Source organism: Streptomyces sp. NBC_00012 (genome assembly GCF_045040875.1).
In the GTDB taxonomy this organism is placed as follows: Bacteria; Actinomycetota; Actinomycetes; order Streptomycetales; family Streptomycetaceae; genus Streptomyces.
The window spans coordinates 2,006,135-2,024,090 of record NZ_CP108309.1; the positions used below are offsets into that span (position 1 = coordinate 2,006,135).

At 73.3% G+C, this 17,956-nt stretch carries 15 protein-coding genes; 5 read left to right on the top strand and 10 right to left on the bottom strand.

The features are described 5' to 3' along the window. Window positions 1-25: 25 nt before the first annotated feature. The gene (locus tag OHA19_RS09340) at window positions 26-592 is read right to left on the bottom strand and encodes an FHA domain-containing protein (RefSeq protein WP_405717574.1); all 567 of its coding nucleotides are present in this window, start codon (window positions 590-592) and stop codon (window positions 26-28) included. A gap of 187 nt (window positions 593-779) precedes the next feature. Here OHA19_RS09340 and OHA19_RS09345 point away from each other — a divergent pair, with 187 nt between their 5' ends. Further along, window positions 780-1,733 (top strand): GNAT family N-acetyltransferase, encoded by a 954-nt coding sequence (locus OHA19_RS09345; RefSeq protein WP_405717571.1) that lies wholly within the window; start codon window positions 780-782, stop codon window positions 1,731-1,733. A gap of 192 nt (window positions 1,734-1,925) precedes the next feature. After that, a complete protein-coding gene (locus tag OHA19_RS09350; protein ID WP_405717568.1) occupies window positions 1,926-2,837 on the top strand; it encodes a GNAT family N-acetyltransferase in 912 nt (303 codons plus the stop codon). Here the strand turns inward: OHA19_RS09350 and OHA19_RS09355 are convergent. Further along, a complete protein-coding gene (locus tag OHA19_RS09355; RefSeq protein ID WP_405749881.1) occupies window positions 2,809-3,939 on the bottom strand; it encodes an alpha-L-fucosidase in 1,131 nt (376 codons plus the stop codon). The two genes, OHA19_RS09350 and OHA19_RS09355, sit on opposite strands and share 29 nt — an antisense overlap. A 39-nt stretch (window positions 3,940-3,978) precedes the next feature. After that, on the bottom strand, window positions 3,979-5,340 hold the full coding sequence (locus OHA19_RS09360) for a GH1 family beta-glucosidase (protein ID WP_405717563.1): 1,362 nt from the start codon (window positions 5,338-5,340) through the stop codon (window positions 3,979-3,981). A gap of 169 nt (window positions 5,341-5,509) precedes the next feature. Here OHA19_RS09360 and treZ point away from each other — a divergent pair, with 169 nt between their 5' ends. Next, the gene (gene treZ / locus OHA19_RS09365; protein ID WP_405717561.1) at window positions 5,510-7,282 is read left to right on the top strand and encodes a malto-oligosyltrehalose trehalohydrolase; all 1,773 of its coding nucleotides are present in this window, start codon (window positions 5,510-5,512) and stop codon (window positions 7,280-7,282) included. 36 nt (window positions 7,283-7,318) lie between these two features. Here treZ and OHA19_RS09370 read toward each other — a convergent pair whose 3' ends face one another. The 4 genes from OHA19_RS09370 to OHA19_RS09385 form a co-directional block, all read right to left on the bottom strand. Next, entirely contained in the window at window positions 7,319-8,446 is a 1,128-nt protein-coding gene (locus tag OHA19_RS09370) for a M24 family metallopeptidase (protein WP_405717558.1), read from the bottom strand. 71 nt (window positions 8,447-8,517) lie between these two features. Continuing rightward, on the bottom strand, window positions 8,518-9,162 hold the full coding sequence (locus tag OHA19_RS09375; protein WP_405717555.1) for a nucleoside/nucleotide kinase family protein: 645 nt from the start codon (window positions 9,160-9,162) through the stop codon (window positions 8,518-8,520). A gap of 68 nt (window positions 9,163-9,230) precedes the next feature. Further along, window positions 9,231-9,890, bottom strand: a complete 660-nt coding sequence (locus OHA19_RS09380; RefSeq protein ID WP_405717553.1) for a LuxR C-terminal-related transcriptional regulator — start codon at window positions 9,888-9,890, stop codon at window positions 9,231-9,233. Beyond that, window positions 9,878-11,131: a sensor domain-containing protein gene (locus tag OHA19_RS09385; protein WP_405717551.1), complete on the bottom strand. Its 1,254-nt coding sequence runs from the start codon at window positions 11,129-11,131 to the stop codon at window positions 9,878-9,880. The genes OHA19_RS09380 and OHA19_RS09385 overlap by 13 nt, the downstream gene beginning before the upstream one ends. A gap of 166 nt (window positions 11,132-11,297) precedes the next feature. On the opposite strand from OHA19_RS09385, the gene OHA19_RS09390 reads away from it, so the two are divergent. Then, window positions 11,298-12,017: an ABC transporter ATP-binding protein gene (locus tag OHA19_RS09390; protein ID WP_405717549.1), complete on the top strand. Its 720-nt coding sequence runs from the start codon at window positions 11,298-11,300 to the stop codon at window positions 12,015-12,017. After that, on the top strand, window positions 12,014-14,638 hold the full coding sequence (locus OHA19_RS09395) for an ABC transporter permease (protein ID WP_405749882.1): 2,625 nt from the start codon (window positions 12,014-12,016) through the stop codon (window positions 14,636-14,638). Before OHA19_RS09390 ends, OHA19_RS09395 begins: the two co-directional genes overlap by 4 nt. Before the next feature lie 19 nt (window positions 14,639-14,657). On the opposite strand, the gene OHA19_RS09400 is transcribed toward OHA19_RS09395, so the two are convergent. From OHA19_RS09400 to tdh, 3 genes are all read right to left on the bottom strand, one after another. After that, window positions 14,658-15,590, bottom strand: a complete 933-nt coding sequence (locus tag OHA19_RS09400) for a LysR family transcriptional regulator (protein ID WP_405717545.1) — start codon at window positions 15,588-15,590, stop codon at window positions 14,658-14,660. A gap of 68 nt (window positions 15,591-15,658) precedes the next feature. After that, entirely contained in the window at window positions 15,659-16,852 is a 1,194-nt protein-coding gene (locus tag OHA19_RS09405; protein ID WP_405749883.1) for a glycine C-acetyltransferase, read from the bottom strand. A 38-nt stretch (window positions 16,853-16,890) separates the two neighbouring features. Beyond that, window positions 16,891-17,919 carry an L-threonine 3-dehydrogenase gene (gene tdh / locus OHA19_RS09410; protein ID WP_405717541.1) on the bottom strand — a complete coding sequence of 343 codons (1,029 nt, stop codon included), beginning with the start codon at window positions 17,917-17,919 and terminating at the stop codon, window positions 16,891-16,893. Between the last annotated feature and the right edge of the window lie 37 nt (window positions 17,920-17,956).

Below are 17,956 nucleotides of genomic sequence, written 5' to 3' on the forward strand. Positions count from 1 at the left end.
GGGGCCTCGGCCACCCGACGGGCGCTCAGGCAGGGGGGCCGAGGACGGGTGCGGAGAGCCGGAAGCTCATCCGGCCGAAGCTCACCTGGTCCCCGTCGCGGACCGGGACCGCGCCGGTGACCCGCTGGCCGTTGACGCAGGTGCCGTTGGTCGAGCCGAGGTCGCGCAGCAGCCAGCGGCCGCCCTGGGCGGTGAGCTCCGCGTGGAGCCGGGAGACGGTCTCGTGGTTGAGCCGCAGTCCGTTGCCCGGATCGCGGCCGATCAGCAGGGGGTGCGGGCTCGGGGCGGGGAGCAGGAGCTTGGGGAGCCGCTCGGTCTGCCAGACCCGGCGCACCCGGCCGGGGAACCCGGACACCCCGCCCACGACGCGGAGTATCCGCCGGGACAACCGGCCCTCGCCCTCCAGGTCGGCGGTGAGCGCCTTCAGTTCCTCGGAGCGCCGGGCGGTGAGGGCCAGCTCCATGCGCCGCATGAAAGTGTCGTGGGAGAGTCTGCCCTGTGCCGCGCCGTCTCTGAGTACGCCGAGCACGCGGTCGCGCTCGGCGTCGGACAGCCGCACGGGATACGTGTGGGACTCGAAGGAGGACGTCACAGGGCCAATTGTCGGTCCGACCGCCCCGGAGTGTCCAGAACGTGCCCGTGTTCCGCCCCTCGGCCGGCCCGGAGCCCGTGGCCGCGAATATCCCCGCGCACGGCCGCGAGGACGCTGCTACCGTCTCCCGCCGCAGGCCCGCCCGGCGTCCGCCGGAAGGCACTTCTGCGCGCTTCGAGGAGTTTGTGTGACCCGTGCACCACAGGAACTGACCATCCGTCCGCTCGTCGGGCCCGAGGAGCTGGAGCTCTTCCTCCGGCTGTCGTACACCCTCGATCACGAACTCGCTGACGACCTGGCGAGCGGTCGCCGCCGTCCCGAGTGGTTGTGGGTGGCGCTGCGCGGCGAGCACGTGGTGGCGAGGATCGCGTGGTGGAGCCAGGACGGACGGGCCCCTCAGCTCCTCGACTTCTTCGACCTGGACGACAGCCTGCCCGAACCCGAACGCGGCGAGGCGGGCCTGAAGCTGCTGGAGGCGGCGACGGCGGCGGTCGTGCCCGCCGGTTCCCCGCGGCCCGAGTACGGACGCTTCGTCCCGGCCGACTGGCGCGAGGACCCGGCCGCCCGTGAGGTGGTCGAGGGCCGGATCCAGGTCATGGAGCGCTCCGGTGCGCGGATGCTGGTCGAGCGGCTCCGGCTGGAGTGGCGCGCCGGTACGGCGGTCCCCGCCGGCAGCGGCCGGCTCCGGTTCCGTCCGGTCGACGGGCGCGAGGACCTTCTCGCGCTGATGACACCGGTGATGGAGGGCACCCTCGACGCCCACGGGCAGGCCGATCTGGCGTCCGGGCTCAGTGCCCGCGAGGCCGCCGAGAAGCACTACGACGAGGAGCTGGCGACGTACCGGACACCGCGCGAGTGGTGGCGCGTCGCCGAACTCCCGGACGGTGAACCGGTGGGGTTCGTGATCCCGGCCCGCAACAACTACAACCCGATCGTCGCGTACATCGGTGTGCTGCCCGCCCACCGCGGCCACGGTTACATCGATGACATCCTCGCCGAGGGCACCCGGGTGCTGGCCGGGCAGGACGGCGTGGAACGCATCCGGGCCGCCACCGACCTCGGCAACGTACCGATGGCGAAGTCCTTCGCACGCCTCGGGTACGTGAACTTCGAGCGCTCCTTCGACATGGTCTGGGACTGAGGGCTGTCCCGTAATCCGGTGGACGGCCCGCCGGACTGCCGGTTACGGTGACTGCTCCGCCCGAGAGCCGAGGAAGGAGGCGAGAACAGTGCGTACACCCACCACTGCGTTCCCGCGCTCCCGTCCCGTTCCCCGGGCGGTTTCGGTTTCGGTCTGACCGGGAGCGCACCACTTCTTCCGGAGGACTGTTCCATGACCGATCTGGTCATCCGCGCGCTCACCGAGAGCGACGCACATCTCTTCCACACCCTGCGGGGCCGTGATCTCGTCGGCCGCGCCGCGTTCGGGCACCGGTACGCCACGACGGACAACGGCGGCGACTACCGCCCCGAGTGGACCTGGGTCGCCCTGCGCGACGGTGTCGTGGTGGCCCGTGCCGCCTGGTGGGGCGGGCCCCACGACACCGAGCCGGTACTGCTCAACTGGTTCGACTTCGCCGACGGCGAGGAGGCGGCGGGCGCCGAACTGCTGCGCCGTTCCCCGCTGCACGCCGAGTACGAGCTGATCCTGCCCGCCGGCTGGCAGGAGCTGCCCGATGTCCGGGCCGCCGCGAAGGGCCGGATCTCCGCCGCCCGCGCGGCCGGGATGAAGCCGCTGGTCGAGCGGTACAGCTACCGGTGGACACCGGAGTCCGGCCTGCCCGAGCGGCCGGGGCGGCTGGAGTTCCGGCCGGAGCCGGACGACGAGGTGATCCTCGACGTGCTGCGCCGGGTCCACTCCGTCACGCTGGACGCCCATGCCCGGCAGGCCATCGAGGGCCCCGGTGGTCTGGAGCAGGCGGCGCAGGAGGAGCTCGACTTCTTCCGCTGGTGCCCCTCGCCGCGCTCCTGGTGGCAGCTGGCGTACACCCGCGAGGGCGAGCTGGCGGGTATCCAGGTGCCCGCCCACAACCCGTCCGGGCCGTGCGTCGGCTTCATCGGTGTCGTGCCCGAGCAGCGGGGTCACGGCTACGGGTACGACCTGCTCGTGGAGTGCACGCACTTCCTCGCGGCCGAGGGCGCCGGGTTCATCGCGGGCGCCACCGACCGGGGCAATGTGCCGATGGCGGCCGCGTTCGCGCGCGCGGGTCACCGCATCACCCAGGAACGCATCCATCTGGTGTGAGTTCACGGGTGAGTTCCGCCAGCCATTCCAGGCGGAGCTGCTGCTCGGCGGGGACCGTCGCGTCCTCGCCGCGCGGCCCCATGTTCAGCAGCAGCTTGCCGCCCCCGGCCGCCGTCTCCCGTACCAGCGTCTCCAGCGCCTCGCGGCCGAGGTACGCCTCGGGCGGGAAGTCGCGGTTGTAGCCGAAGCCGTGGTCGATGCCGCGGGTGATCCCGTACGGGTCGGGTCGGGTGCAGCGGGCGAATTCCCGGGTGCTGAAGTCGTGGTGCGGGGGCCGGCGCGGTACGGAGCCCTCGCCCCGGACGGTGGTCCGGCGTTCCCAGCCGTCGTACAGGGCCTTGGCGCCGGGGAGCGACAGCGCGCGCCGGATCGGTGCGTGGGGCATCAGCCGGTCGTTGACGACACCGTGCGGGACGGCGAAGCGGTAGTACTCGACGAGCCGTTGGACATCGGAGGGTGAGCCGGGCCAGGCGATGTCGTTCCAGAGGATGTCGGGGCGGTAGCGGCGGATCAGTTCGCGCATCTGGGCGCCCGCGTACGCCGGGTAGCTGCCGCGCGGTACGGCCGAGACGGCGTCCGCGCCGGTTCCGATCGGGCGGTCGTCGAAGGTCCGGTCGAGTCCGCCGGAGTAGTGGACCCCGAAGCGCAGCCCCTCGGCCCGTACGGCTTCGGCGAATTCACCGACGACGTCGCGTGTGGTGTGCCAGCCGGCCCGGTGCGGGTTGGCCACCTCGGAGGGCCAGAGGCAGAAGCCGTCGTGGTGCTTGGCGACGAGGACGGCGTAACGGGCGCCCGCTCTGCGGAAGTCGCGGGCCCACGCGTTGGGGTCCCAGTTCCCCAGGGCGTCGTTGAAGTCGCCTCCGAAGGAGGCGTACGGGCGGCTGCCGTAGGTCGCGCGGTGGTGGGCGGAGACGGGGCTGCCGGGGAACCGGAGCGCGTTCTCGTACCACTCGGCGTACGGAGCCCAGCCCAGCGGCGAACGCCGGCCCGCCAGAGGGAGCCGGTCCGCGGGGACGTACGGCGGGGCCCAGCCCGGTACGGAGGCGGGCGTCCAGTGCACGAATATCCCCAGGCCGGCCCGGGACCACCATGAAGCAACCATGCCGCGAAGTATGGATCACTCCGGGCGCGGTCCGTCAGGTCACCGTGACGGACCGCCCGTCTTCTGTGCGCGGATCAGGTCGCGGTACCAGGCGTAGGAGTCCTTGGGGGTCCGGCGCAGCGTCTCGTAGTCGATGTGGACCAGGCCGAAGCGCTTGCTGGCGCCCTCGGTCCATTCGACGTTGTCGGTGAGCGACCAGGTGAAGTAGCCGCGCACGTCGACCCCGGCGTCGATGGCGGTGCGCAGGGCCCGCAGGTGTCCTTCGAGGTAGGCGATCCGGCGGGTGTCCTCGGCCGGCTCGTCGACGGCGCAGCCGTTCTCGGTGATGTAGAGCGGCGGGAGGCGGTCGCCGTAGCGGGCGCGGAGCTGGACGAGGGTCTCGCGCAGGCCGTCGGGGACGACGGGCCAGCCGAAGTCGGTCTTCTCGTAGCCCTCTATCTCCCGGATGCCGAAGAGGAGTTCGGGGGGCATCCGGAAGCCGGAGAAGGACTCCGGGGCACTGGTGTCGGGGGCGCCGACGAGGGTGGGGTTGTAGTAGTTGACCCCGTACCAGTCGAGCGGGGTGGAGATGGTCGTCAGGTCGTCCTCGACCGGGCCCGGCATCAGTGCGGCGAAGGTCTCGTCGGGGTAGCGGCCGGTGAGTACCGGGTCGGCGAAGAGCCAGTTGGTGATCGTGTCGTAGAGCTGGGCGCCCAGACGGTCCTCGTCCCGGTCCCCGGCGGTCCAGACGGGGGTGTGCGAGACGGCGATGCCGATGTTGTCGGCGCCCGCGCCGCGCAGCGCGCGCACGGCCAGGCCGTGGGCGAGGAGCTGGTGGTGGGCGGCGGGCAGGGCGTCGAAGAGGAGGGCGCGGCCCGGTGCGTGCTCGCCGAGGGCGTAGCCGAGCAGCGTCACCTCGGCCGGTTCGTTGATGGTGATCCACATCGGTACGCGGTCGGCGAGGCGTTCGGCGACGATGCCCGTGTACTCGGCGAAGCGGTAGGCGGTGTCCCGGTTGAGCCAGCCGCCCTCCTCGTCCAGCGGCAGCGGGGTGTCCCAGTGGTAGAGGGTGGGGGCCGGGGTGATGCCGTGGGCGCAGAGTTCGTCGACGAGGCGGTCGTAGAAGTCGAGCCCCTGCGGGTTGACCGGCCCGCTGCCGCCGGGCACCACGCGCGGCCAGCTGACGGAGAAGCGGAAGGCGTCGGCGCCGAGGCCGGCCAGCAGGGCGACGTCCTCGCGGTAGTGCTGGTGGAAGCCGGTGCCCCGGGTGGTGTCGGTGCCGTCCTTGATCCGTCCGGGCTGCGCGGCGAAGGCGTCCCAGCCGGAGGGGCCCTTGCCGTCGGTGTCGGTGGCCCCCTCGGTCTGGAAGGCGGACGCGGAGGCTCCCCAGAGGAAGCCGGGCGGGAACGACGGCACGGTCATCTCGGCCTCCACAGCCGTACGAGGGAGTGCGTATTGAGCGGAACCTGATGGGGCAATGATCAGAACCAGACCTTAATCGCCAGTAACGCGCTCGATCCAGTGTCGTGGGCCGGTGATCGTGGCTGTTGACGGCGACGGGGCGCGGGGGCGATGAGACGAGGAGCGTTGCATGCTGTTCGAGGTATGGGCACCGGATGCGGACGAGGTGGCGCTGCGGCTGGCGGGCGAACCGCGGGCGATGGAGCGTGATCCGGCACGGTCCGGCTGGTGGACGGCCGGGGCGCGGGCATCGGACGGGGACCGCTACGGCTTCGTCCTGGACGGGGGCGGGAGCGGCGGCAGGGTGCTCCCCGATCCGCGTTCGCGGCGCCAGCCGGACGGGCCGGACGGCGAGAGCGCCGTCGTCGACCACTCGCTGTTCGAGTGGCGCGGCGACTGGGCGGGCCGGGGGCTCGCGGGGGCCGTTCTGTACGAGCTGCACATCGGTACGTACACCGAGGAGGGCACCTTCGACGCGGCGGCCGCCCGGCTGGGCCATCTCGCCGAGCTGGGCGTCACCCATGTGTCGCTGATGCCGGTCTGCCCGTTCCCCGGCACGCACGGATGGGGGTACGAGGGGGTATCGCTCTGGGCCGTGCACGAGCCGTACGGCGGACCGGACGGGCTCAAGCGATTTGTCGACACGGCGCACGGTCTCGGGCTCGCGGTCCTGCTGGACGTGGTCCACAACCATCTCGGCCCGTCCGGCAATCACCTGCCGTCCTTCGGCCCGTACTTCACCGACACTCATCACACGCCGTGGGGGGCGGCGGTCAATCTCGACGCCCCGGGCTCGGACGAGGTGCGGGCGTTCCTGCTGGGCAGCGCGCTCGCCTGGCTGCGGGACTACCGGCTGGACGGGCTGCGGCTGGACGCGGTCCACGCCCTGGCCGACGGCCGGGCGCTGACCTTCCTGGAGGAGCTGTCCACGGCGGCAGACGCGCTCGCCGCCGAAGTGGGCCGTCCGCTGCCGCTGATCGCCGAATCGGACCTGTGCGACCCGAGGACCACGACACCGCGCGAGTCGGGCGGCATCGGGCTGCACGCCCAGTGGAACGACGACTTCCACCACGCCCTGCACACCGCGCTGACCGGTGAGTCCCAGGGCTACTACGCGGACTTCGCCCAGGCTCCGCTGGCCGCCGTCGCCAAGACCGTGACCAGTGCGTTCTTCCACAACGGCACGTACTCCAGCTTCCGGGGCCGGACCCACGGCCGCCCCGTCGACATCGCCCGCACGCCCTCCCACCGCTTCGTCGGCTACGCCCAGACCCATGACCAGATCGGCAACCGGGCCCTGGGCGACCGGCTCTCCGCGACGCTCTCCCCCGGCCTGCTGGCCTGCGCCGCGGCCCTCGTCCTGACGGGGCCGTTCACGCCGATGCTGTTCATGGGCGAGGAATGGGGCGCGCGCACCCCCTGGCAGTTCTTCACCGACCACACCGATCCGGAGCTCGCCGAGGCGGTCCGCAACGGCCGGAGGCGGGAGTTCGCGTCGCACGGCTGGGCGGCGGACGACATCCCGGACCCGCAGGACCCGGCCACCCGGAACCGTTCCTGTCTGGACTGGAACGAGCCGTCGCGGGAGCCGCATGCCCGCCTGCACGCCTGGTACCGCGAGCTGATCGCGCTGCGCCGTACCCTGCCCGACCTCCGCGATCCGGATCTGGCATCGGTGCGCACCGCCCACGACGAACAGGCGCGCTGGCTGGCGTACCGCAGGGGCGATCTGCGGATCGCGGTCAACCTGGGCGAGAAGCCGGCCACGATCCCGCTGGGCGGCGGCCGGCGCCGGGGCGGCGGGGACCGGGTGCTGGCGGCGTGGGAGCCGGTGGATGCCCCCGGCGTCGACGGGCTGCTGCATCTGCCGCCGGAGTCGTGCGTGGTGCTGGCCGACGGCTGAGGGCGGTCGGGGCGCGGGCGCGGCCCCCGCGCCCGGCTACTCGACGATCGCCAGCTCCCGCGCCGTGCTGTTGAGGCGTCGGCCGCCGTCCTCGGTCACGGTCACGATGTCCTCGATCCGCACCCCGAACCGGCCCGGCAGATAGATGCCCGGCTCCACCGAGAAGCACATCCCGGGCACCAGCGGCTGCTCCTCGCCCTCGATCATGTACGGCGGCTCGTGGGTGGTGACCCCGATGCCGTGGCCGGTGCGGTGGATGAAGCGTTCGCCGTAGCCGAACCCGGTGATGACGGCGCGGGCGGCGCGGTCGATCTCCTGGCAGGCGACGCCCGGCCGGACCGCGTTGCAGCCCGCCTCCTGCGCCTCCCGCACGATGTCGTGGACCCGCTGCTCCTCGGCGGTGGGTTCACCGACGTGGACCGTGCGGGAGGTGTCCGAGCCGTAGCCGTGCTTGAGGCCGCCGAAGTCGAGGACGACCATGTCGCCGCGCTCGATGGTGCGGTCACCGGCCTCGTGGTGCGGATTGGCACCGTTGGGCCCGGAGCCGACGACCGTGAAGTCGACCTGGGAGTGCCCGAACCGTTTGAGCAGGTCGGCCAGTTCGGCGGCGATGTCGGTCTCCTTGCGGCCGGAGAAGCGCACCTTGAGGATCTCGCCGTACGTGGCGTCGGCGGCGGCTCCGGCGGCGGCGATCCGCTCCAGCTCGTGGGCGTCCTTCACCGCGCGCAGCATCGGCAGGGCCTCGGTGAGCGAGACGTACGAGGTGCCCGGCAGCGTCTGCTGCAGCCCGAGCAGGTGCATCGCCCAGGCGTTGTCGCTGATCCCGAACCGGCCCGTGCCGTCGAGCAGCGGGGCGGTGACGGCGTAGGGGTCCATGCCGTCGGTCCAGTCCCGCAGGGTGAGCGCCGGGGCGCCGACGGCCTTCTCGGCGTCCGGGGCCTCCAGCGTCGGGACGACGAGGACCGGGGCCTGACCCGGCGTGAGGACCAGGACGGTGAGGCGTTCGGTGTTCACGGGCTGATAGCCGGTGAGGTACACGAGATCGGGTCCGGGCGCGACCAGCACGCCCGCCAGCCCGGCCTCGGCGGCGGTGTCGGCCGCGCGCGTCATGCGGGCCCGGTAGTCGTCGGCGGTGAACGGCACGGGCTGGCTCTGGCTGGACATGCGGGACCTCCTGGCGACGCGACACGGCACACAGCATCCTGCCCGTCCGGGCCGCCCGACGCGAGCGGGGCTCAGAGCCTGTCGGGGTCGGGATCCAGCCGTACGACGAGGTCGGCGCGGGTCCGGCCGCGCTCGACCAGGTGCGCGTTGGCTTCGTCGGACCGTGCCACCCAGCGTTCGGCTTGCGGCCTCGGCTTCCCGAACCGCACATGCCGCTCGACAAGCCGCCGGACCCGGGCCACCGGGTCGGTCTCCAGGAACCACACCTCGTCGAGCAGCCCGCGCACGGGCGCCCAGGAGCCCTCGTCGTGCAGCAGGTAGTTGCCCTCGGTGATCACGAGGGGGATGTCCGGGGGTACGGGGACGGCTCCGGCGATCGGCTCCTCCAGGGCGCGGTCGAAGGCGGGGGCGTACACGGTGGTGCCCGCTTCCGGTGCGCGCAGGCGTGCGAGCAGCGCGGCGTACCCGGCGGCGTCGAAGGTGTCGGGGGCGCCCTTGCGCCCGGCGCGGCCGAGCCGTTCCAGTTCGGCCTGGGCCAGGTGGAAGCCGTCCATGGGGACGAGGACGGCGAGGCCGCCGAGTGCGTCGACGAGCTCGGCCGCCAGGGTGGACTTCCCGGCCCCGGGCGGCCCCGCGATGCCGAGGATGCGGCGGTGGCCGGGGACGGCGAGTCGGCGGGCGCGGGCCGCCGGTCCTGTGGGTTCGCTGGTGTCCATGCGGGGCATTGTCCCGCCGCGAGGTGCCCCGGCGGGGCGCGCCGACGACGTGAGACCCGCGGACCGTGTCAGCGCGTCCCCCGGCCCTCCAGGTACGCCAGCACCGCCAGCACCCGCCGGTGCACCGTGCCGTCGTCGGGCTCCAGGCCGAGCTTGGCGAAGATCGAGCCGATGTGCTTGCTCACCGCCCGTTCCGTCACGACGAGTTCGGTGGCGATGGTGCCGTTCGCCTTGCCCTGCGCCATCAGTTCCAGCACTTCGCGCTCGCGCGGTGTGAGGCTGCGCAGCGGCTCGGCCGACGACTTGCGGGTCAGCAGCTGGGTCACCACCTCGGGGTCAAGCGCCGTACCGCCGCCCGCCACCCGCTCCAGCGCCTGGAGGAACTGGTCGACCCGGCCGATCCGGTCCTTCAGGAGGTAGCCGATGCCCTGCGCGCCCCTGGCGAGCAGCTCGGCGGCGTACGTCTCCTCCACGTACTGCGAGAGCACCAGGATCGGCAGTTCGGGCAGCTCGGCGCGGGCGGCGAGCGCGGCGCGCAGCCCCTCGTCGCGGAAGGTGGGCGGGAGCCGTACGTCGAGCACGGCGGCGTCCGGACGGTGTTCCAGCAGGGCGGGCAGCACCTCGGGCCCGGTCGCCGCGTCGGCCACCACCTCGTGGCCCGAGCTGGTGAGCAGCAGTATCAGGCCCTCCCGCAACAGCGCGTTGTCCTCGGCGATCACGATCCGCACGGCAGCTCCACTTCGATGTCCGTCGGCCCCCCGATGGGGCTGCTGATGCGGGTGGTGCCGTCCAGAGCGGCGATCCTCCGCCCGATGCCGACCAGCCCGCTGCCGGTGGAGGGGTCCTTCGAGGTGCCGCGCCGTTCGTCCGCGCCGCCGCGCCCATTGTCGCTGATGGTCACCCGCAGGCTGCCGGGGGTTCGGGCGACGCGCACGGTCGCGGCCGTCGCCCCGCTGTGTTTGCTGATGTTGGTGAGCGCCTCGGCGATGACGAAGTAGGCGGCGGCCTCTATCGCTGCCGGAAGCCGCCGGCCGTCCTCCACGCCGTCCAGTTCCGCGGCGACGGGCACACCCGCGTCGGCGGCCAGCGCCCGCACCGCGCCGGTCAGTCCACGGTCCGTCAGCACCGGGGGGTGGATGCCGCGCACCACGTGCCGCAGTTCCGCCAGGGCCGCCTCCGCGCCGTCCTGTGCCTCGTCCAGACGGATGCGCGCGGCGGCCGGGTCGCTGTCGAGGAGCTGTCGGGCGAGGCCGATCCGCAGGGACAGGGCGACGATCCTGGCCTGGGCGCCGTCGTGCAGATCACGTTCGATGCGGCGCAGTTCGGCTCCGTGCGCCTCCACCGCACCGGCCCGGCTCTCGGTCAGCTGGGCGATGCGTTCGGCGAGCGCGGTGGACGGCGACGAGGTGAGCAGGGACCTGGTCCAGCCGGCCGACAGGTCCGCGAGCACGCAGTGCCGGCGCAGCACCCACCCCGGCCGCTCGGGCAGCGGTGTGCCGTACTCGTCGGCGGCCCGCCGGTCCAGCAGGTGCACGACCGGCAGCGCGACCCCGTCCACGAGGAGACCGACCGGCCACAGCACCATCGCCAGATATGCGACGGCGTTGCCCATGAGCGCCTGGAGGGGCAGCCAGAGCACATCGCGCCACACGGTCGGATCGTTGAGTACGCGCCGGACCCGCTCGGAGAGTTCGGGGCTGTCCAGCGACGGATAGGGCGTCGGCGTGAACGGAACGCCCAGCCGCGCCGCCGCCCTGCGCCGCTCGAACTCCGCGAACCGGCGCAGCACTTTGGCGGCCTCCGGCAGCGCGGGCAGCCCGATGATCACGGCGGCGAACAGCAGGACCGCCACCACCAGGACCGCGCTCACATACGCGAGCAGCGCGACCGCGAGGCCGACGGACAGATAGCGCGACGCCTCCCACGAACGCCGGATGGCGGTGGTCAGCGGGGCGGGTGCGGTGCTCATGACGGACCACGTTACGGGGGTTCGCCTGCCGCCGGAGTGGAGCCGTCCCCCGGCGTCCGGTGGAGCTGGCTGCACCCCCGTTCCGGGACCGCGCACCCTCGTGCGGCCGGGCCCGTGTTCATAGCGTTTATCCAGGTCAGACGCACACGGCAGGGCAGAAGCAGGAATGGTGGGGTCAACGGTGGAGACGATCACGGCGGTGCGGGCTCCCGCGCTGAGTCTGGAGTCGGTGAGCCGGCGCCACGACCGGGGCGGCGGGGGGACGGCCGCGCTCGACGCGGTCAGCTGCTCGGTCCCGGTGGGGAGTTTCACCGCGGTGGTGGGTCCTTCGGGCTCGGGGAAGAGCACGTTCCTCCAGTGCGCGGCGGGGCTGGACCGTCCGACGGCGGGCACGGTACGGATCGCGGGCACCGATCTCGGCGCGCTCTCCGAGGCGGCGCTGACCCGGTTGCGCCGGGACCGGATCGGCTTCGTCTTCCAGTCGCACGCCCTCAACCTGGTGCCTTCGCTGAGCATCGAGGAGAACGTCGTGCTGCCGCTGGTGCTGGCGGGCGCCGACCCCGGGGACGAGCGGGTGCTGAGCCGTGGACGGGAGCTGCTGACCCGGGTCGGCCTGGCGGGCCGCGGTGCGCAGGGCCCGGCGACGCTCTCCGGCGGGCAGCAGCAACGGGTCGCGGTGGCAAGGGCGTTGGTGACCGGACCCGAGGTGATCTTCGCGGACGAGCCGACGGCCTCCCTGGACCCGGAGTCGGCGGCGCTTGTGCTCGGTCTGCTGCGGGACGCGGTGCGGATCGACGGCCGTACGGTCGTCATGGTCACCCACGATCCGGTGGCGGCGAGCTGGGCGGACACCGTGCTGACGATGGACGGCGGCCGGCTGCGATGAGCAGGAGGAGCGGGAGCGAGGGCACGGCACGACCCGGGCCGGATGTGCGGGCCGGGGTCCGGCGGGCGCCGGCGTTTCTCGCCCGGCGTTCGCTGAAGGCCCATCGCCGGGCCTGGGGCTCGGTGTTCACGGCGGCCACGGCGGCGGCCGCGCTGATCGGCGCCTTCGCCCTCGTCGTCGGTTCACTGCTGCTGGCCCGGCCGCCGGTACAGCGATACGCGGGGGCCGACGCGGTGGTGGCGGCCGACCAGCGGGTGACTTACACGGCGAAGCCGTGGGGCAGCGAGCCGCAGACCGCGACGGCGTACCTGCCGGAACGGGTGCGGCTCGACCGCTCCGTGGTGGCGCGGACGGCCGCGGCGCAGGGTGTCGCGAAGGCCGTCGCGGACGATTCGGTGCCGCTGACCGTGGCCGGTGAGGGCGGCGCGGCCCCGGGCTCCGCCCGTTCCTGGGCGGCCGCCGCGCTCACCCCGTACCGGCTGACGGACGGACGCCCGCCGCGGACCGGCGGTGAGGTGGTCCTCGACGGCGCGCTGGCGGCCGCCACCGGGAGCAGGACCGGTGACCGGGTGACCCTTCAGGTCGACGGGGCTCCCCGGCCGTACACCGTGAGCGGGGTCGCCGGCACCGCCCACCGGGGCGGCTCCCCCGCCGTGTTCCTCACCGAGCGGCGCCTCACCGCCCTGGCCGGACACCCCGGCACGGTCGACGCGATCGGCGTCCTCGCCGAGGAGGGGGTCGCCACGGACGCGCTGCGGGCAGCGCTGGAGAAGACGCTGCCCGACCGGGCCCGGGGCGACCGTGACGTCCGGGTCCTCACCGGTCCGGAGCGCGGACAGGCCGAGTACCCGGACGCGCTAGGCGCCCGCGGCGAACTGCTGCCGGTGCTCGCCTCGATCACGGGCACGGTGTTCATGGTGGCGCTCCTGGTGATCGCCAGCACCCTCTCCCAGGCGGTCCACCAGCGCTCCGGTGAACTGGCGTTGCTGCGTGCCGTGGGGGCGACGCCACGGCAGCTCAGGTCGGCCGTCGGCCGTGAGGTGAGCCGGGTGGCCGGGGCTGCGGCGGTGCTGGGCGGGATCGCCTCGGTGCCGTTGGGCCTGCTGATGCGGTCGCTGCTGACGACGGACGCGCTGCCGCTGCCGGTGCCGGTGTGGCTGCCGTTCGCCGCGACGGCCGCGGCCGCGGCGCTCGTCGCGCTCGCCGCCCGTCCGGTGGCGGTCCTCGCGGCCCGGTCGATCACCGGGCTGCGGCCCGCCGCGGCGCTGGGCGCGGCCCGTGCGCCCGAGTCGGGCGAACCGGGGCGGGTGCGTACGGTCGCCGGGGCGGTGCTGGCCATGGCGGGCGTGAGCGCGGCCGGTGCGGCGACGGCGCAGGGCGGGCAGGCCGCCGCGATGGCCGCGTCGGGTGCGGCGACCTCGCTGATCATCGCGGTGGCGCTGCTCGGTCCGTGGATCGCCCGGGTGGCGACGCGGGTCCTCGGCACGCCGGTGCGGCGCGCCGGTGGGGTCGCGGGCTTCCTCGCCGCCAGGTCCGCCGCCGCGCACCATCGGCGCCTGGGTGCGGCGATCACCCCGATCGTGCTGGTGGTGGCGTTCGTCTGCGTGCAGTTGGCGGCGGGCTCGACGCTGGAACGGGCCGCCGGCCGGCAGGCCGCTGCCGCGCTCCGGGCCGACCTGGTGGTGACGGGCCCGGCCGCCGGGCTGCCGGCCGGTGCGGCGCGGGCCGTGCGCGAGGCTCCTGGGGTGGTGGCGGCGACCGGTGTGCTGCGCTCCGGCGTCGTGCTCGCCCACCGCGAGATGGGCGAGCCGAAGCTGGACCGGTTCCCCGTGCTGGGTGTGACGGCGGACCAGCTGTCCGGCACGCTCGACCCGCGCGTCACGGCGGGCGATCCGGCGGATCTCACCGGCAGCGGCACGGTGGCGGTCGGCGAGGACCGGGCGTCCGATCTCGGTGTCGGCATCGGTGACTCGGTGGAGCTCCGTCTCGGCGACGGCACCGAGGTACGGCTGCGGGTGGTGGCGCTCTACGAACGGGCCCTGGGGCTCGGCGAGTTCATGCTGCCGCGCGAGGCGCTGGCCGGCCACGTATCGGTCCCGCGCGACCAGCAGATCCTGGTCCGCTCGGCGGACGGCGGGGCGGCCTCGGCCGTACGGCGCGCGCTCGCCCCGTACCCGGGGGCACGGGTGCGGCCCGCGACGGCCGACGACGTACGGATCGCACCGCCGTCGTCGGACCAGGACAACGCCATGATCATCATCGGGGTCGGTGTGATCGGTGGCTTCGCGCTGCTCGCGGTGGTCAGCACGCTGTCCCTGATCACGGTGGGCCGCCGACCCGAGTTCCGTCTGCTGCGGACGGTCGGTGCGGGCCGCCGTCAGGTGCGGCGGATGCTGGTGCTGGAGACGGGCATGGTCGCGGTGGCCGGGCTGGCGGTCGGCACGCTGGTCGCGGCGGTCCCGCTGCTGGCCTTCGCGTTGTCGGTGACCGGTTCGGTGCCGTACATGCCACCTGCCCAGTACGGGATGCTCGCCCTGGCCGTGACGGTGACGGCGGGTGCGGGGACGCTGTGGCCGGGATGGTCCGGCGGCGGCCGGTCCGTACTCGGGCGGCGGACGTGAGAGTGGATGCCCCGGCGTGTCAGGGCGATGCGGGCAGGGGCAGTGCCCCCTCCCGTGCCGCCGCCGCGGCCAGCGCGTCGAGCACCGGGGCGATCAGCGGATGCCCCTCCGCCCCGTGCCGCACCGCGGCGAAGACCCGGCGGGTCGGCGCGCTGCCCTCCACCGGCCGCACCACCACCCCGGTCAGCTCCATCCCCTGCAGCGCCGACCGCGGCACCAGCGCCACCCCGGCACCCGCCCCGGCCAGCGCGACCACCGCGCGGAAGTCGTCCGAGGAGTGCTCCATCCTGGGCTGGAAGCCGGCGAACTCGCAGGACAGGACCACCACGTCGTGGCACGGGTTGCCGGGGTACGGGCCGATCCACGCGTCCTTCTCCAGGTCCGCGATCGCCACCTGTTCCCGGTGGGCCAGCCGGTGCCCGACCGGTAGCACCGCGTCGAACGGCTCGGAGTACAGGGGCACCCGGGTCAGCCGCCGGTCGTCCTCGTCCGGGGCACCCCGGTACTCGACGGCGACCGCCACATCGACCTGCCGGTCGAGCACCATCGGCACGCTCGCGTCGCCCTCGGCGTCCTGGACCCGGACCCGGATGCCGGGCGCGGTGCGGGTCAGTCCGGCGATCGCGGGGGCGAGGACCAGGCCGATGCCGGTGGCGAACGCGGCGACGGTGACCGTACCCGCGTCCCCCGCGCTGTACGCGGCGAGCTCCGCCTCGGCCCGTTCCAGCTGGGCCAGCACCGCGTTGGTGTGGGTCAGCAGGATCTCCCCGGCGGGGGTGAGCCGGGCGCCGCGCGCGCCCCGTTCGACGAGCCGGTGCCCGGTCTCCTGCTCCAGCGCGGCGAGCTGCTGGGAGACCGCGGAGGGGGTGAGATACAGCGCGGCGGCGGCTGCGGTCACCGTGCGGTGGTCGGCCACCGCACGGAGGATGCGCAGCCGCCGTGAATCGATCATGTGACCCATTGTCCCAGGTCACGGAGGGAACCCCGCCCGGGCGGGGTTCCCCGGTGAGACCTCGGGCGCTACTCCCCCAGGGCGGCCCGCGCGTCGACGAACGCGTCGACGGCCCGGTTCACGTCCTTCGTGGAGTGCGCGGCCGAGAGCTGGACGCGGATGCGGGCCGCGCCCTGCGGGACGACCGGGTAGGAGAACCCGATCACGTACACACCGCGCTCCAGGAGGAGTTCCGCCATCCGGCCTGCCTTCGCCGCGTCCCCGATCATGACGGGGGCGATGGCGTGGTCGCCGGGCAGGATGTCGAAGCCCTCCTCGGTCATCCGGGTACGGAAGAGCGCGGTGTTGGCGTTGAGCTGCTCGCGCAGGTCACCGGCGGCCTCCAGCAGGTCGAGGACCTTGAGCGAGGCCGCCGCGATGACCGGGGCGAGAGAGTTGGAGAAGAGGTACGGACGGGAGCGCTGGCGCAGCAGCGCGACGATCTCGGCACGGGCCGCGACATAGCCGCCGGACGCGCCGCCGAGCGCCTTGCCGAGGGTGCCGGTGATGATGTCGACCCGGTCCATCACGTCGTGCAGCTCCGGCGTGCCGCGGCCGCCGGGACCGACGAAGCCGACGGCGTGCGAGTCGTCGACCATGACCATGGCGTCGTAGCGCTCGGCCAGGTCGCAGATCTCGCGCAGCGGCGCGACGTAGCCGTCCATGGAGAACACACCGTCGGTGACGACGAGCCTGCGCCGGGCGCCGGACGCCTCCTTGAGCTGCTTCTCCAGATCGTCCATGTCGCGGTTGGCGTAGCGGAACCGCTTGGCCTTGGAGAGGCGGATGCCGTCGATGATGGAGGCGTGGTTGAGGGCGTCGGAGATGACCGCGTCCTCCGGGCCGAGGACGGTCTCGAAGACACCGCCGTTGGCGTCGAAGCAGGAGGAGTAGAGGATCGTGTCCTCCTGGCCGAGGAACGTGGAGAGCCGCTGCTCCAGTTCCTTGTGGACCTCCTGGGTGCCGCAGATGAAGCGGACCGAGGCCATGCCGTAGCCCCAGCGGTCCAGCGCCTGGTGGGCGGCGGCGATCACATCGGGGTGGTCGGCGAGGCCCAGGTAGTTGTTGGCGCAGAAGTTGAGCACCTCGCCGGGGCGGCCGCCCGCGGTGACGGCGACCGACGCGGACTGCGGGGTGCCGATGACGCGCTCGGGCTTGTGGAGTCCGGCGGCCTCGATCTCTTCGAGGGTGGTGCGCATGTCGTCGCGTACGGAGTCGAACATGAGGGGTGTCTCCCGGCTCGATAGCTGGATACGGGTGGTCAGGAGGTCCAGTCGAGGATGACCTTGCCGCCGCGTCCGCTCGCCGCGTCGTCGAAGGCCGCCTCGAAGTCGCGGTAGCCGTACCGGCCGGTGATCACGGGGGCGAGGTCGAGGCCGCCCTCCAGCAGTACGGACATGGCGTACCAGGTCTCGTACATCTCGCGGCCGTAGATGCCCTTGACGGTGATCATCGAGGTGACGATGCGGGCCCAGTCGACGGCGAACTCCTCGGACGGCAGTCCGAGCATCGCGATCCGGCCGCCGTGCGTCATGTTCGCGATCATGTCGCGCATCGCCTCGGGCCGGCCGGACATCTCCAGGCCGATGTCGAAGCCCTCGCGCAGTCCGAGGTGCTGCTGGCCTTCGGCGATGGTCTCCTCGGCGACGTTCAGGGCGAGGCTGACGCCGACCTTCCGGGCCAGCTCCAGGCGGGCCTCGCTGACGTCGGTGATGACGACGTTGCGGGCGCCGGCGTGCTTGGCGACGGCCGCGGCCATGATGCCGATCGGTCCGGCGCCGGTGATCAGTACGTCCTCGCCGACCAGCGGGAACGACAGCGCGGTGTGCACGGCGTTGCCGAACGGGTCGAAGATCGCGGCGATGTCGAGGTCGACGGGGACCCGGTGCACCCAGACGTTGGACGCGGGCAGGGCGACGTACTCGGCGAACGCCCCGTCCCGGCCGACGCCGAGCCCGAGCGTGGAGCGGCACAGGTGGCGGCGGCCGGCCAGGCAGTTGCGGCACTTGCCGCACACCAGGTGGCCCTCGCCGCTGACCAGGTCGCCGACGTTGATGTCGACGACGTCCGCGCCGGTCTCCGCGACCTCGCCGACGAACTCGTGGCCGAGGACGAGCGGCGTCTTCACGGCCTGCTGGGCCCAGCCGTCGTAGTTGCGGATGTGCAGATCGGTGCCGCAGATGCCGGTACGGAGCACCTTGATCAGTACGTCCGTGGGGCCGATCTCCGGCTCCGGCACGTCCATCAGCCAGAGTCCCGGCTCGGCCTTCTGCTTCACGAGTGCCTTCACGGCTGCGGCTCCCTGCGCTGGTGCGGCGTTGAGTACC

Excerpts from the sequence above, each read along its gene's own strand:
- OHA19_RS09350 (WP_405717568.1), top strand. The coding sequence starts at position 1,926 with ATGACCGATCTGGTCATCCGCGCGCTCACCGAGAGCGACGCACATCTC.
- OHA19_RS09355 (WP_405749881.1), bottom strand. The coding sequence starts at position 3,939 with ATGGTTGCTTCATGGTGGTCCCGGGCCGGCCTGGGGATATTCGTGCAC.
- OHA19_RS09360 (WP_405717563.1), bottom strand. The coding sequence starts at position 5,340 with ATGACCGTGCCGTCGTTCCCGCCCGGCTTCCTCTGGGGAGCCTCCGCG.
- treZ (WP_405717561.1), top strand. The coding sequence starts at position 5,510 with ATGCTGTTCGAGGTATGGGCACCGGATGCGGACGAGGTGGCGCTGCGG.
- OHA19_RS09370 (WP_405717558.1), bottom strand. The coding sequence starts at position 8,446 with ATGTCCAGCCAGAGCCAGCCCGTGCCGTTCACCGCCGACGACTACCGG.
- OHA19_RS09375 (WP_405717555.1), bottom strand. The coding sequence starts at position 9,162 with ATGGACACCAGCGAACCCACAGGACCGGCGGCCCGCGCCCGCCGACTC.
- OHA19_RS09385 (WP_405717551.1), bottom strand. The coding sequence starts at position 11,131 with ATGAGCACCGCACCCGCCCCGCTGACCACCGCCATCCGGCGTTCGTGG.
- OHA19_RS09390 (WP_405717549.1), top strand. The coding sequence starts at position 11,298 with ATGGTGGGGTCAACGGTGGAGACGATCACGGCGGTGCGGGCTCCCGCG.
- OHA19_RS09395 (WP_405749882.1), top strand. The coding sequence starts at position 12,014 with ATGAGCAGGAGGAGCGGGAGCGAGGGCACGGCACGACCCGGGCCGGAT.
- OHA19_RS09400 (WP_405717545.1), bottom strand. The coding sequence starts at position 15,590 with ATGATCGATTCACGGCGGCTGCGCATCCTCCGTGCGGTGGCCGACCAC.
- OHA19_RS09405 (WP_405749883.1), bottom strand. The coding sequence starts at position 16,852 with ATGTTCGACTCCGTACGCGACGACATGCGCACCACCCTCGAAGAGATC.